The 12781-nt window shown below is 63.3% G+C and carries 16 protein-coding genes and 1 tRNA gene; 14 read left to right on the top strand and 3 right to left on the bottom strand.

Translation table 11 applies throughout. From position 1 onward, the window contains the following. Window positions 1-252: 252 nt before the first annotated feature. The 13 genes from ACVMIH_RS17945 to ACVMIH_RS17885 all read left to right on the top strand — a co-directional run bounded on the left by ACVMIH_RS17945 (window position 253) and on the right by ACVMIH_RS17885 (window position 10930). Window positions 253-1611 carry an ABC transporter substrate-binding protein gene (locus tag ACVMIH_RS17945; RefSeq protein ID WP_057021017.1) on the top strand — a complete coding sequence of 453 codons (1359 nt, stop codon included), beginning with the start codon at window positions 253-255 and terminating at the stop codon, window positions 1609-1611. A gap of 66 nt (window positions 1612-1677) precedes the next feature. After that, window positions 1678-2652 carry a carbohydrate ABC transporter permease gene (locus ACVMIH_RS17940; RefSeq protein ID WP_229190524.1) on the top strand — a complete coding sequence of 325 codons (975 nt, stop codon included), beginning with the start codon at window positions 1678-1680 and terminating at the stop codon, window positions 2650-2652. Then, entirely contained in the window at window positions 2649-3626 is a 978-nt protein-coding gene (locus ACVMIH_RS17935) for a carbohydrate ABC transporter permease (protein ID WP_253625754.1), read from the top strand. The genes ACVMIH_RS17940 and ACVMIH_RS17935 overlap by 4 nt, the downstream gene beginning before the upstream one ends. Continuing rightward, window positions 3623-3841, top strand: a complete 219-nt coding sequence (locus ACVMIH_RS17930; protein ID WP_057021016.1) for a hypothetical protein — start codon at window positions 3623-3625, stop codon at window positions 3839-3841. Before ACVMIH_RS17935 ends, ACVMIH_RS17930 begins: the two co-directional genes overlap by 4 nt. 4 nt (window positions 3842-3845) lie before the next feature. Next, window positions 3846-4943 carry an ABC transporter ATP-binding protein gene (locus ACVMIH_RS17925; protein ID WP_456862719.1) on the top strand — a complete coding sequence of 366 codons (1098 nt, stop codon included), beginning with the start codon at window positions 3846-3848 and terminating at the stop codon, window positions 4941-4943. Beyond that, a complete protein-coding gene (locus ACVMIH_RS17920; protein WP_057021014.1) occupies window positions 4936-5961 on the top strand; it encodes an ABC transporter ATP-binding protein in 1026 nt (341 codons plus the stop codon). The genes ACVMIH_RS17925 and ACVMIH_RS17920 overlap by 8 nt, the downstream gene beginning before the upstream one ends. Window positions 5962-5982: 21 nt before the next feature. After that, window positions 5983-6606: a dihydroxyacetone kinase subunit DhaL gene (gene dhaL, locus ACVMIH_RS17915; RefSeq protein WP_456862715.1), complete on the top strand. Its 624-nt coding sequence runs from the start codon at window positions 5983-5985 to the stop codon at window positions 6604-6606. Then, window positions 6603-6995, top strand: coding sequence for a dihydroxyacetone kinase phosphoryl donor subunit DhaM (gene dhaM / locus ACVMIH_RS17910; RefSeq protein ID WP_028163196.1), 393 nt, complete (start codon window positions 6603-6605; stop codon window positions 6993-6995). The genes dhaL and dhaM overlap by 4 nt, the downstream gene beginning before the upstream one ends. A 31-nt stretch (window positions 6996-7026) precedes the next feature. Then, window positions 7027-7329 carry an HPr family phosphocarrier protein gene (locus ACVMIH_RS17905; RefSeq protein ID WP_233475452.1) on the top strand — a complete coding sequence of 101 codons (303 nt, stop codon included), beginning with the start codon at window positions 7027-7029 and terminating at the stop codon, window positions 7327-7329. Next, window positions 7316-8947 carry a phosphoenolpyruvate--protein phosphotransferase gene (gene ptsP / locus ACVMIH_RS17900; RefSeq protein WP_456862712.1) on the top strand — a complete coding sequence of 544 codons (1632 nt, stop codon included), beginning with the start codon at window positions 7316-7318 and terminating at the stop codon, window positions 8945-8947. Before ACVMIH_RS17905 ends, ptsP begins: the two co-directional genes overlap by 14 nt. Further along, window positions 8940-9362: a hypothetical protein gene (locus ACVMIH_RS17895; protein WP_057021010.1), complete on the top strand. Its 423-nt coding sequence runs from the start codon at window positions 8940-8942 to the stop codon at window positions 9360-9362. Before ptsP ends, ACVMIH_RS17895 begins: the two co-directional genes overlap by 8 nt. A gap of 37 nt (window positions 9363-9399) precedes the next feature. Further along, window positions 9400-10383, top strand: coding sequence for a dihydroxyacetone kinase subunit DhaK (gene dhaK / locus ACVMIH_RS17890; protein WP_456862709.1), 984 nt, complete (start codon window positions 9400-9402; stop codon window positions 10381-10383). Between the two features lie 334 nt (window positions 10384-10717). Then, on the top strand, window positions 10718-10930 hold the full coding sequence (locus tag ACVMIH_RS17885; RefSeq protein WP_156436580.1) for a hypothetical protein: 213 nt from the start codon (window positions 10718-10720) through the stop codon (window positions 10928-10930). Between the two features lie 88 nt (window positions 10931-11018). Here the strand turns inward: ACVMIH_RS17885 and ACVMIH_RS17880 are convergent, their stop codons facing one another. Then, window positions 11019-11189, bottom strand: a complete 171-nt coding sequence (locus tag ACVMIH_RS17880) for a hypothetical protein (RefSeq protein WP_156436579.1) — start codon at window positions 11187-11189, stop codon at window positions 11019-11021. Between the two features lie 246 nt (window positions 11190-11435). After that, a complete protein-coding gene (locus tag ACVMIH_RS17875; RefSeq protein ID WP_057021008.1) occupies window positions 11436-11627 on the bottom strand; it encodes a hypothetical protein in 192 nt (63 codons plus the stop codon). Window positions 11628-11785: 158 nt separating this feature from the next. Here ACVMIH_RS17875 and ACVMIH_RS17870 point away from each other — a divergent pair, with 158 nt between their 5' ends. Further along, window positions 11786-12583 (top strand): helix-turn-helix transcriptional regulator, encoded by a 798-nt coding sequence (locus ACVMIH_RS17870; protein ID WP_253638991.1) that lies wholly within the window; start codon window positions 11786-11788, stop codon window positions 12581-12583. A 20-nt stretch (window positions 12584-12603) separates the two neighbouring features. On the opposite strand, the gene ACVMIH_RS17865 is transcribed toward ACVMIH_RS17870, so the two are convergent. Beyond that, window positions 12604-12679 (bottom strand) — tRNA-Ile (locus ACVMIH_RS17865). Window positions 12680-12781: the final 102 nt, after the last annotated feature.

Raw genomic sequence — 12781 nt, 5'->3', positions numbered from 1 at the left:
TTTTCGCCAAGGTCGCGAGAACCGGCTTGACGGGCCAAAAAATTTAGTACTACGTTTAGTAATACAAAAAACTAAACATCGCGCATCGAGCGCCGATGTGCAGGAGGAGCCCAAGCCATGCCGGAGCCGTCTCCGGCAGCGGTCCGTCTCGTCCTTCACTCATCGCTCCTCAAACTCGGTTTCAGGGTCTTGGCGTCGCTCCGGCAGGGCGCGCTGAGCGGGTTGGACGCTTCAACGAGAGAGGAAACGGATATGCGGACATTCAATTGGCTGAGAAGCTCAGCGGCCACCACGGTTCTCGGGGCGGCGCTGCTGGGGATATTTGGCGGAGGCGAAGCCGCGGCCCAGGGTAAGCAGCTCACGCTGTGCTGGGCGGCATGGGATCCGGCCAACGCGCTGGTCGAACTCGGCAAGGATTTCACCAAGCAATCCGGCATCGAGATGAAGTACGAGTTTGTCCCCTGGACGAGCTACGCGGATCGCTTCCTCAACGAGCTCAACTCCCACGGCAAGCTCTGCGACCTGATCATCGGCGACAGCCAGTGGATCGGCGGCGCCGCCGAGAACAAGTGGTACGTCAAGCTCAACGATTTCTTCGACAAAGAGCACATCTCGATGGACGACTTCGTTCCGGCGACCGTTGTCGGCTATTCGCAGTGGCCAAAGAATTCGGCGAACTACTGGGCGCTGCCGGCGATGGCCGACGCCGTGGGCTGGACCTATCGCAAGGACTGGTTCTCGCGGCCCAACATTCAGTCGGCTTTCAAGGTCAAGTACGGTCGTGACTTGGCGCCGCCGAAAACCTATGACGAGTTGAAGCAGGTCGCGGAGTTCTTCCAGGGCCGCGAGATCGACGGCAAGAAGGTCTACGGCGCCTACATCTTCACCGAGCGCGGCTCCGAAGGCATCACGATGGGCGTGACCAACGTGCTCTACAATTACGGCTTCAGCTACGACAATCCGAAGAAGCCGTACCAGATGCAGGGCATCGTCAATTCCGCCGAGGCGGCCAAGGGGCTGGAATTCTACAAGGAGCTCTACAAGTGCTGCACCGCGCCGGGCATGACCAACGCCTACATGCAGGAAGGGCTCGATGCCTTCAAGTCGGGCCAGGTGGCGATGCAGATGAACTGGTTCGCCTTCTTCCCCGGCCTCTACAAGGATCCGAATGTGGGCGGCGACAAGATCGGCTTCTTCGTCAATCCGGCTGGCCCGAACGGGCACTTCACCCAGCTCGGCGGACAGGGCATCTCGGTGGTTGCGACCTCCGACCGCAAGGACGACGCGCTCGCCTATATCAAGTGGTTCGCGCAGCCTGCCGTGCAGCAGAAATGGTGGCAGATCGGCGGCTACTCGGCGCTCAAGGCGGTGGTCGACGCGCCGGACTTCCCGAAGAGCGCGGCGTTCGCGCCGCAATTCCTGGAGTCGATGGGCATCGTCAAGGACTTCTGGGCCGAGCCGTCCTACGCCCAGCTGCTGCTTGATATGCAGAAGCGGGTGCACGACTACGTCGTCGCCGACAAGGGCACGGCGCAGCAGGCGCTCGATCTCCTGGTCAAGGACTGGACCAAGGTGTTCAAGGAACAGGGCAAGCAAGTCGCCTCGCAATAGCCCGAACGCCGCGTCCCAACTGAACTGGCTTCCCCGAGGTCAGCCTCGGGGAAGACGAACCAGCCGATGGACAAGATGACGACGATCCTGCAACCCGACCATGCTACGATCCCGGGCGTGAGCGAGCCCGCCAAATCCCGCGCCGCGCGCCGCAGCCATGGTCTGTCCGACCGGACCATCGCATGGCTGTTCGTCGCGCCGACGATTGCGCTGCTGCTCGCGATCAACATCTTTCCGCTGGTCTGGATGATCCGGCTGTCCTTCACCAGCCTCAACCTCAGCATGTCCTATCTGCCGCTGCGGTTTGTCGGGCTCGACAATTTCAGCGACATACTCAACGACGAGGACGTCTGGTTCCGGCTCCAGACCACGGCGCAATTCGTGATCTGCTCGGTCGCCTTGCAGGTCGTGGTCGGCTTTGGGCTCGCGCTTCTGATCAACCGTCAGTTCCGCGGCCATAGTTTCTGGACCACGATCATCCTGCTGCCGATGATGCTGTCGCCGGCGGTCGTCGGCAATTTCTGGACGCTGCTGCTGCAGCCGCAGATCGGCCCGTTCAACTATCTGATCAGCTTGTTCACCGGTGTGCCGCCGAGCTCTTTCAGCATGACAGGGCAGGTCGCGCTCGCGCCATGGACCATCGTGCTCGTCGACACCTGGATGTGGGCGCCCTACGTGATGCTGATCTGCCTCGCCGGGCTGCGCTCGATCCCGGATTACATCTACGAGGCGGCTGAGGTCGATCGTGCCTCGGCCTGGCGGCAGTTCTGGTCGATCACGCTGCCGATGACGGTGCCGTTCCTGATGCTGGCGGTCCTGTTTCGCGCGATCGAGAACTTTAAGATGTTCGACATGGTCAACCTGCTGACGTCCGGAGGACCAGGGTCGACCACCGAGCTCGTATCGATCACGCTGAAGCGTGCGGCATTCGAGAAGTGGCGCACCGGCTATTCGTCCGCGCTCGCCATCATCCTGTTCGTGACCGTGTTCGGGGCCGCCAACATCTACGTCAAAGCGCTCAATAAGGTGAAGCAACGATGACCGCTGCCGTAGCCAAATCGGTCCTGGCCAGATCCAGCGCACACTCGATTGTCGAGGCCTCGCCGCGCACCAAGGCATTCGCTGGTGCTCTCGTCATCCTCTATGCGTTGATCACTATCCTGCCGCTGGTCTGGATCGTTGCCACCGCCTTCAAGTCGCAAAGCGATGCGATCGCCTATCCGCCCAAGGTGATCTTCGAGCCGACACTCGAAGGATATGTCAACCTGTTCACGGTACGCACCCGCCAGACACCTGATTTCATCGCCAAGTTGCCGCCCCCGGGGACCTGGTATGACAAGCTGGTCCGCAAGCATGACATGGTCATTGCCGGACCGTCCAAAGTCGTCCCGCGCTTCGTCAACTCGCTGATCATCGGGTTCGGTTCGACTTTCCTCGCCGTCTTCCTCGGTACGCTCGCGGCCTACGCTTTCTCGCGCTTCCGCATTCCGTTGGCCGACGATCTCTTGTTCTTCATTCTGTCGACGCGGATGATGCCGCCGGTCGCGGTCGCGATCCCGATCTATCTGATGTACCGGCAGCTCAACCTGACCGACACCAGGCTCGGAATGATCCTGCTCTATACCGCCGTGAACGTCTCGCTCGCGGTCTGGCTGCTCAAGGGGTTCATCGACGAGATCCCACGCGAGTACGAGGAGGCGGCCCTCGTCGATGGCTACACGCGACTGCAGGCGCTGCGCAAGGTGGTGCTGCCGCAGGCCGTCACCGGAATTGCGGCGACCGCGATCTTCTGCCTGATCTTCTCCTGGAATGAATACGCCTTCGCGGTTCTGCTGACCAGCGGCGAGGCGCAGACCATGCCGCCCTTCATTCCTTTCATCATCGGTGAGGGCGGGCAGGACTGGCCGGCGGTTGCCGCCGCGACCACGCTGTTCGTCGTCCCGATCGTCATGTTCACCGTGCTGCTCCGCAAGCATCTGTTGCGCGGCATCACCTTCGGAGCGGTGCGCAAATGAGCGGTTCAGCTGTTGTTAAGGAGGCCAAGGGAACCAAGGGGACATTGCACCGCTTCTTCAGCCGCGGGCGCTGGGAGGCCGTTGCGATGACCCTGATCGGGGGCGGCATCTTCATGCTGGTGCAGCCCTTCTCGATCGATCTCTACAGCTATTCATTCGTGACGATTCTGGCCGGCACGGTAGGCTTCGTCGTCGTCAGCCACTTTCCGGAATAGGGCCATGGCTCAGATCCGCATCGAAAATCTTCGCAAGTCGTTCGATCAGTTCACCGCGGTGGAAGGGTCGACCTTCACCATCGACGACGGCACTTTCTTCGCGTTGCTCGGCCCTTCCGGCTGCGGCAAGACCACCACCTTACGCATGATTGCTGGCCTCGAGCTGCCGACCGAGGGCAAGATCCTGCTCGACGGGGAGGACGTCACGTTCCACCGCGCCGCCGCCCGCGATATTGCGTTCGTGTTCCAGCTGTTCGCGCTCTATCCGCATATGAATGTCGGGCAGAATATCGGCTTCCCGCTGAAGTGCCAGGGCATGGCGCGGCACGAGATTCGCGAGCGGGTGCAGGAGACCGCGCGGATGCTGCGGATCGAGCATCTGCTGTCGAGCAAGACATCAAAGCTCTCGGGCGGCGACCGCCAGCGTGTCGCGCTCGGGCGAGCCATGGTGCGGCGCCCGAAGGCCTTCCTGATGGACGAGCCGCTGGGCGCGCTCGACGCCGAGTTTCGTCATCTGATGTGCGGCGAGCTGCGCGATTTGCACGATCGCATCAAGGCGACCACGGTCTATGTCACCCACGACCAGCTCGAAGCGATGTCGATGGCCGACCAGATTGCGATCATGAACAAGGGGCGCGTGGAACAGATCGGCACGCCGCAGGAGGTCTACGACCGGCCCGCCAGCATGTTCGTGGCCGACTTCATCGGCTCGCCTCCGATGAACTTCCTGCGCTTCGAGGGCGGCCTGCGATCTGGTGACCGGGCGATCAATTTTCACGACACCAGGCTCGTGGTGCCCGAGATCCGCGAGGACCGCCCCAGCGGTGCGCTGGCCCTCGGGATTCGTCCAGAACATATTCGATTCACCGACGCCGGATCCGTTCGCGGCGAGGTGTTCGGCGCGGAATATCTCGGCACGACGCAGATCGTCACGATCGACACGGCCTATGGACGGGTCGCGGCGCGGCTGCCGTCGAGCGCCTCGGTGCGGATCGGAGAGACCGTCGGCATCGAATTCAACTCCGGTCGGCTCTCATTGTTCGATGCCGGCAGCGGCCTTGCAATCAGGACCGCCGGCGAGGAGGGGGGGCGCCATGGTTGACGTCAGCTTACGCAACATCAGCAAGCGCTTCGGCGCGGTGGAGGCAGTGCGCGACCTCTCACTGACCGTGAACGACGGTGAATTCCTCGTCCTGCTCGGGCCGAGCGGTGCCGGCAAGACCACGACGCTGCGGCTGATCACCGGGCTCGAGAGCCCCGACGCCGGTTCGGTCATGATCGGCGGGCGCGATGTGACGCATGATCCGCCGGGTTCACGGGACATCGCATTCGTGTTCCAGCAATATTCGCTGTATCCGCATCTGTCGGTCTATGACAACCTCGCATTCCCGCTGCGCTCTCCGGCACGGCGCGTGCCGGAGCCGCTGATCCGGAAGCGTGTCGAGCAGACCGCAGAGCTCCTGCATATCGCCAGCAAGCTGAATAATCGCGCCACCCGTCTGTCGGGAGGTGAGATGCAGCGGGTCGCGATCGGCCGCGCGCTGGTGCGCGATCCCTCGATCTATCTGATGGACGAGCCGCTGTCGTCGCTGGATGCAAAGCTCCGCGCCGAGCTTCGCCTCGAGCTGAAGCGGATCCAGCTCGAGCTCGGCGCGACCATCCTGTATGTGACCCACGATCAGGTCGAAGCCATGACGATGGCATCGAGGATCGGCGTGATCAAGGACGGCCGGCTGCTTCAGCTCGGCACGCCGAGGGAGATCTACGAAAATCCATCCAGCAGCTATGTCGCGTCGCGGCTCGGGACGCCGCAGATCAATTTCCTGCCCGCACGGCTGCTGTCCGATGTGGCGATACCGCCGGAAACGGAGACGGTCGGCATCCGCACCGAGCACCTTCAGATCGCCGCGCGCAACGGCGGGCAGATGGTCGGTCGGGTGCATCGCGTCGAGCATCTCGGCGAGCAGAATCACGTTCACCTCGACTATAAGGGCGAAACGCTGGTGACGCTGGCGGATCCGCACCAACCGCTGCGGGCCGGCCAGGAGGTTGAATTGCAACTGGTGCGTCCGCTGTGTTTCGACCGGGCGGGGCAACGCATCGGCGCGATGGTCCAATAGGGGAGCGAGAGGTTCAGATAGATGTCTGTGCAACCGGAGACATTCAAGTCGCTGCTCAAGGCGGCCGCCGAGCAGGTCATCGCCAGCGCGCCGGAGCTCACGAGCCTGGACCAGGCGATCGGCGACGGCGACCACGGGACCAACATGAAGCGCGGCTTCGAAGCCGTGCTCGGCAAGCTCGATGCCATCTCGGCGCAGCCGCTCAACGAGGCATTCAAGGCGATTGGCAAGACCCTTGTCATGACGGTCGGCGGCGCCTCCGGCCCGCTTTATGGCAGTTTCTTTCTCGCCGCGGGCGAGGCGCTGTCGCAAGACAAACACCTGCCCGACGATCTCGCCGACGTGTTCGGTAGCGGAGTGGACGCGGTGAGCGCGCGCGGCCGCTCGCAGGCCGGCGAGAAGACGATGCTCGATGTGCTCGTTCCGGTGCTGGAGACACTGAAAGCGGGCGCCGGCCAGCCCGATCTGATCGAGCGGGTGCGCATCACCGCGGCTGAAGCGGTTGAGCGCACAGCGCCGATGCAAGCCACCAAGGGCCGGGCGTCGTTCCTCGGTGCGCGCAGCGTCGGTCATGTCGATCCCGGGGCACGATCGAGCTGCGTTCTGCTGCACGCTGTGTGCGCTGGCCTGGAGGCGCGGCAATGACCGATACCGTAGGGATCGTGATCGTCTCGCATTCCCGGGATATCGCCAAGGGAACCGCGGACATGGTGCGGCAGATGGTCGGCAGCGAGGTCAAGGTCGCCTTCTGCGGCGGCAATCCCGATGGTGGTCTCGGCACCAGCGTGCCGCTGATCATCGACGCCATCAACGATGCCTGGTCGTCAAAAGGTGTTGCTGTGCTTGTCGACCTCGGCGGCGCCGAGACGAACAGCGAAATGGCGGTCGAAATGCTGGAGCCGGCGCGGCGTGATCTCGTTGTCGTCTGCAACGCCCCGATCGTCGAGGGCGCCGTCATGGCGGCGACCGAAGCTGCGGGCGGCAGCTCGCTGGCCCAGGTCAGGGCCGTGGCCGAGGAACTCTCTGCCGACTGAGCCGGCGGGGAAGCGATGATGGATGATGAGCATGCTTGATAAAGCGGACGAACAGATCTTCACCGGCAGTGTGCGGTTGGTGCATGCGGTTGGCATGCACGCGCGCCCCGCGGTCAAGCTGACCAAGCTCGCCAAGAAGTTCCAGGCTCAGATCTCGGTGCGGGTCGCGGGCGCGCCTGAATGGATCAATGCCAAGAGCGTGGCCAAGATCATGGCAATGCGCGCGGCACATGGCAGCACGATCGAGATCAAGGCCTCCGGTAGCGATGCCGAGGCCGCGGTCGCGACGCTGGTCGATCTGATCGCAAGCGATTTTCCGGATGGAGCACCATAGCATGCAGGGCGGCGCTGCAGGTCTGGCCTACCGCGGCAGGACCGCCTCGATCGGCTTTGCCCATGGCCCGTTTGTCCGTGTCGATGCGGGCGCGGCCGGCGAGCGCGTGGCCGGCACGTTGGTCGAGGAGGCGCTGGCCTTGCGCAATGCGATCGACGTCGCGAGTGGCCAGATCGCGGATCTTGCCGCCAGCGCCGGCGGCGAAGCTGCGCAGATTCTCGAATTCCAGGTTGCGCTGCTGGAGGATGAGGACCTGATCGAGGCGATCTTCGCGTCGATCGGCGAGGGACGTCCGGCCGATGTCGCATGGCGTTCGACGCTCGACGCGCACATCGCCGACTACAATTCCGCACCGGACGACTATCTGAAAGCGCGTTCCTCCGATCTTGCGGATTTGCGCGACCGCGTGGTCCACATTCTGCGCGGCGACCAGGGGCAGCCGCTGAAGATCCCGAGCGGGGGCGTGGTCTGCGCCGACGATCTGCCGCCATCGCGATTCCTCGAGATTGACTGGTCCGGCGGCGGCGGCCTGGCGCTGTTGCGCGGCAGCCCGACCAGCCATGTTGCGATGCTGGCGCGCGCGCGCGGCATCCCGATGGTGGTGCAGCTCGGTTCAATTCCAGACATCGGCACCAGGGCGTTGCTCGACGGCGAAGGCGCGACGCTGGAGCTCGATCCCAATGCCGAACAGGTCCGTACTTTCGAGAAGCGGCGCGACAACCATCTCAAGAGCAGGGCATCCGCGCGAGCGATCCTGCGGCGGCCGACAGCCTCCTGGCGCGGCGAGCGGATCAAGCTCTTCATCAACATCCAGCGCGTCGAGGATCTCGAGCATGCCGACGCGCAATATGCCGACGGCATCGGCCTGATGCGGACTGAATTCCTGCTCGCCGGCCGGAGCGTGCCGGACGAGGAGACCCAATTCCAGGCCTATGACGCGATATTGCGCTGGGCTGGCCAGCGGCCCGTCACCATCCGCACGTTCGATGCGGGCGGCGACAAGCCGGTGCCCGGGTTCACGCTGGATGGCGAGGCCAATCCGTTTCTCGGCGTGCGCGGCTTGCGGCTTTGCCTGGCCCGGCCCGAGATCTTTGCGGTCCAGCTCCGCGCGCTGGCGCGGGCCGCGGTGCGCGGCAATCTCAAGGTCATGTTCCCGATGGTCACCTCGGCGGACGAGCTCGAGGCGGGACGGAAGCTGTTCGCCGATGCCGTGCAGCGCTTGCAGGCGGACGGCATTGCCGCAATGCTTCCCGATCTGGGAATCATGGTTGAAGTCCCGGCGGCGGCCCTTGCGGTATCTAGCTTCAAGGCCGCCTTCTTCTCGATCGGCTCGAACGATCTCGCGCAATATGTCCTGGCCTGCGATCGTTCCAACGGAGCTCTCGCCCCCTTGATGGACCCTCTGCATCCCGCAGTGCTCGAACTGATCGCGCGAACCGCGGAGCACGGCCGCCGCGCCGGCATCAGTGTCAGCCTCTGCGGCGACATGGCCGGTGATCAGCGCTGCCTGCCCGCTCTGCTGAATTGCGGACTGCGCGAATTGTCCGTGAACGCCTCGGCGCTGGCGCAGATCAAGCACACCATTGACCGGCTGAGCAGCGGAGGCAGCGTTGGCTGACACGGCGGCCGATGAAGCGCCCGAAGCGGGCGCGGTTGCGGTCTACAAGCGCATCTTCAAGGAAGTCCTTGAGAGCCGCCCGTCCGGCATGCGGCTTCGACTGGCCCATGCCATGGGCAAGAACCGCAGCTTCGTCAGCCAGATCAGCAATCCCGCATATCCGGTGCCGATCCCGGTGCAGCATCTCAACACGATCTTCGATGTCTGCCACTTCCCGCCACAGGCGAAGGCAGCCTTCCTTCGCGCCTATGCGCGCGCACATCCGCGCCGCGTCGGCCGGTTGAGCGAAGGCTCGCACGAGCGGACGCTGACGCTGCATCTGCCGGACCTCGGCAGCACCAAGCGCAACGCCGAGCTTGACACGCTGCTCCAGGAGTTCACGCGGCGACTGATTGACATCATGCGGGAAAAATAGGCGAGAAACGCCAAACGGACCAAGCGGGGAGGACACCATGAAGAAGTTCATCAATTCGGTCGACAACGTGCTCGGCGAAAGCCTCGACGGTTTCGCGGCCGCGCACGCCGATCTGGTTGTGCTGGGCGCCGAGCGCAAATTCGTCCGCCGCCGCGAGCTGAACTCGAAGAAAGTTGCGCTGGTCTCGGGCGGCGGCAGCGGGCACGAGCCGCTGCATGCGGGCTTCGTCGGTTACGGCATGCTGGATGCCGCCTGTCCCGGCCAGGTGTTCACTTCGCCGACGCCGGACCAGATCGTCGAGGCCGCACAGGTGGTCGCGGGCGATGCCGGCGTCCTGTTCATCGTCAAGAACTATGCCGGCGACCGCATGAACTTCGAGATGGCAGCCGAGATCGCCGAGGGTCGCATCGCCACCATCGTGACCGATGACGATGTCGCGGTCGAGAAGTCGACCTACAGCGCCGGGCGGCGCGGCGTCGCCGGCACCCTGATCGTCGAGAAGATCGTCGGCGCCGCGGCCGAGAAGGGCGCCGATCTCAAGACCTGCGTGGCGCTCGGCGAGCGCATCAACGCACAGACGCGCTCGATGGGCGTTGCGCTGACCAGCTGCACCGTCCCGGCTGCGGGCACGCCGACCTTTGCACTTGCCGAAGACGAGATGGAGATGGGGGTCGGCATTCACGGCGAGCCGGGCCGCCGCCGCGTCAAGCTTGCGGAGGCCGATGCGATCGCATCGGAGATGACGGCAGCGATCGCCGGCGATCTCGCGGCGCCCGCGGGCTCCGAGGCCCTGCTGCTCGTCAACGGCTTCGGCGGCACGCCGACGATCGAGCTCTATCTGATGTACAACGCGACGCGCCGGATGCTCGAGGAGCGGGGCCTGCGCATCGCCCGTTCGCTGGTCGGCAGCTATGTCACATCGCTGGACATGGCGGGTTGCTCGCTCACCGTAAGCCTGCTCGACAGCGAGACCACCGGGCTCTGGGATCATCCCGTGCGTACGGCCGCATTGAAATGGTGACTGCCGTGGTGGGCGGCCGCTGATTTTCAGATTGCGCCCCGATCGACGATGGGCCGGGGTCTCAGGCATGCACCGGAAGTCTGCCGGTTCACCCTCCCTGAAACTTGCCGTGTCCTTCGGGCGCGGCATCTTTTTTGCGTGGAGGAGACAAGGGCTTCGGCGATCGTGAGTGCCAAGCCATTGATTTATTGCTGGGCCCGGCAGGACTCGAACCTGCAACCATGAACGGGCATAGCGGTTCGGTTGTGAATTCGCTCTTGGATGCTTGCTCCACAATTCGCCTGACGCGGAGCATTTGGACTGTTCGGACGGCGTTAAGAGGCAGCAGAACCGAGTGAAGGATGAGGATTGGATACAAGCCGTCGAAGAACGCGTATGCGATGAACGCGACATTGCTCAAGATGGCCGTGATCCTGAGCTGGAGCATCGTCCTCATGCAAAACGTGGCGAAGACGAGAAGAGATGCGAGATAGCCGGCGGCTTCAACCCAGGATTTCGAGCCGCAAAGCAAAACGTCCGAGCAGCGCATTTCCGCGTCCTTCTATGAACTTGACCCTGAAGAGCGCGACGAGCCCTGCACATGTGGCTCAACGGGCTTGGATACCGAAGCAAGCGCAAAATCAGATGCTGATCGGCTAGAAGAATCCGGCACTAAGATCCAGCCCATAAGTCATCGACAGCAGCCACACCAAGAGGGCGGCTCCACAGAACAACGCGGTCTGCTTGAGGACGTTTGCCTGCAATGACGATGCGGGGAATACCCGGACAAAAGCGTTTGCAATCGCAGCAGTTGCAGCGGCGCGCATGATGATCTCCAGGAGTTGGCTAATGACTGGGCGTCAGCGAGCGTCGTGCTTCACGCACGAGCCCGCGATTCGGCTCTCGGCGACGGGGGCTTCTTCGATCTTCCAGAATGCCCAGACAAAGCAGGGCCCAAGGCAAACCGAAATCAGCATGAGCAAAGATGCCCGATCGTGAACGGTCTGGATCCACAATTTCCAATGCAAATGAAATCTCGGCTCCAGGCAAATGGTGCGCCAACAGCGCCTCGATCAGGGAATGTTGATCGCCGGCAGCGGGCCAGTGGGGCGGATCAACGCTTTAGCAGGTTGCTCCTGCCTGAAGGCCGCGAGTGCAATCAAAACGGCGCATAATACGGCGATGAAAAAGCCGAGACGCCACCGCCGCTCCGTCCGGTCGTCGTCGGGCGTGTCAAGCCGGCGCGCGCCCGTTGCTGTGCGCATCGTTAATCTCCGAATATCGTGACGGTGAGAAGGCCAGTCTTCCCAACACCCGCACTGAATATCTCGCCAGTTGATGCGTCTGGGAACTACCTAGAAAGGTGGTCCGGTGTCTCCTATGCTCGAAGGTCGGTGATCTGCGCACTCGTTTCGGGGGGGACATGTATCTATCCACGGATTCCACCAATCCGCAGAATCAAGATGTCTATGCACTCTGGGATCGGCTGGCCGAGTTTTCCGTCGGCGACGGCGACGCCGCACTGACACATCTGCTAGCCGCACTGCGTACCATGTTGTCGGCACGCAATGTGCTATGGGGTGTGGTCGTGCGATTGCCGTCGCCGAAGCGGGCCGATCCCTTGCTCGGTTGGCGTCCGCGCCTCGTCCGGGTGCTGGACCCGATACCGGCGGTGGCAGCATCCGTGCAGAAGCAGTTCGATACGCTCTGGTCCCGCGACGTCGACCTGTCTCAGATCCTTTCCATGTCGGGAGATGAGCCGTTCCGCGTCCGCCTGCTGTTCGAAGCGCTGCCGGCGGAATGGTTCGAGGGCGAGCACTATCGGCGGCACTATTTGGACGTCGGCTTCGCCGACAGCATTTCCGTGCGCATAGCGCTCAATGACGACGTGAGGATTCGCCTGTTCGTATTTCGCGATGCGGAGGCCCCTCGCTTCTCGGCACAGGACGGCCAGCGTCTGGGCTTCGTGATGCGCGGGTTGAGATGGTTTCACCGTCAGCAACTGCTCAGCCACGGCCTGCTCATCGCCAATGCACCCCTGACACCTGCTGAACGCAGGGTGTTGCTCGCACTGCTCGACGGGCACACGGAAAAGCAGATCGCGCAGAGGCTTGACCAAAGTCCGAACACCACGCATTTCCACGTCAAGTCGATCTACGCCAAGTTCGGCGTGCGTAATCGCTCGGCGCTCACCGCGCTGTGGCTCGGCAAGCTGCGATAACGAACTTACAGTTGATTTGCTGGTGGGCCCGGCAGGACTCGAACCTGCAACCAGACCGTTATGAGCGGCCGGCTCTAACCATTGAGCTACAGGCCCCGCCGCCTTGCGGGCCGCGGGGCGCGGCCGGCAACGGTGCGGGCTCCGTTTACAGGCTGACTGCGGTTTCGGCAATGCCGCCCCCACGTCCCTGCCATCGCC

Source organism: Bradyrhizobium sp. USDA 4503 (genome assembly GCF_054055815.1).
Note: the sequence above shows the minus strand (reverse complement) of the source record. Positions and strands in the feature narration are given on the sequence as shown.

What these genes read in the sequence shown, in the direction of transcription:
- ACVMIH_RS17945 (WP_057021017.1), top strand. Translation starts at nt 253, where the DNA reads ATGCGGACATTCAATTGGCTGAGAAGCTCAGCGGCCACCACGGTTCTC.
- ACVMIH_RS17940 (WP_229190524.1), top strand. Translation starts at nt 1,678, where the DNA reads ATGGACAAGATGACGACGATCCTGCAACCCGACCATGCTACGATCCCG.
- ACVMIH_RS17935 (WP_253625754.1), top strand. Translation starts at nt 2,649, where the DNA reads ATGACCGCTGCCGTAGCCAAATCGGTCCTGGCCAGATCCAGCGCACAC.
- ACVMIH_RS17930 (WP_057021016.1), top strand. Translation starts at nt 3,623, where the DNA reads ATGAGCGGTTCAGCTGTTGTTAAGGAGGCCAAGGGAACCAAGGGGACA.
- ACVMIH_RS17925 (WP_456862719.1), top strand. Translation starts at nt 3,846, where the DNA reads ATGGCTCAGATCCGCATCGAAAATCTTCGCAAGTCGTTCGATCAGTTC.
- ACVMIH_RS17920 (WP_057021014.1), top strand. Translation starts at nt 4,936, where the DNA reads ATGGTTGACGTCAGCTTACGCAACATCAGCAAGCGCTTCGGCGCGGTG.
- dhaL (WP_456862715.1), top strand. Translation starts at nt 5,983, where the DNA reads ATGTCTGTGCAACCGGAGACATTCAAGTCGCTGCTCAAGGCGGCCGCC.
- dhaM (WP_028163196.1), top strand. Translation starts at nt 6,603, where the DNA reads ATGACCGATACCGTAGGGATCGTGATCGTCTCGCATTCCCGGGATATC.
- ACVMIH_RS17905 (WP_233475452.1), top strand. Translation starts at nt 7,027, where the DNA reads ATGCTTGATAAAGCGGACGAACAGATCTTCACCGGCAGTGTGCGGTTG.
- ptsP (WP_456862712.1), top strand. Translation starts at nt 7,316, where the DNA reads ATGGAGCACCATAGCATGCAGGGCGGCGCTGCAGGTCTGGCCTACCGC.
- dhaK (WP_456862709.1), top strand. Translation starts at nt 9,400, where the DNA reads ATGAAGAAGTTCATCAATTCGGTCGACAACGTGCTCGGCGAAAGCCTC.
- ACVMIH_RS17880 (WP_156436579.1), bottom strand. Translation starts at nt 11,189, where the DNA reads ATGCGCGCCGCTGCAACTGCTGCGATTGCAAACGCTTTTGTCCGGGTA.
- ACVMIH_RS17875 (WP_057021008.1), bottom strand. Translation starts at nt 11,627, where the DNA reads ATGCGCACAGCAACGGGCGCGCGCCGGCTTGACACGCCCGACGACGAC.
- ACVMIH_RS17870 (WP_253638991.1), top strand. Translation starts at nt 11,786, where the DNA reads ATGTATCTATCCACGGATTCCACCAATCCGCAGAATCAAGATGTCTAT.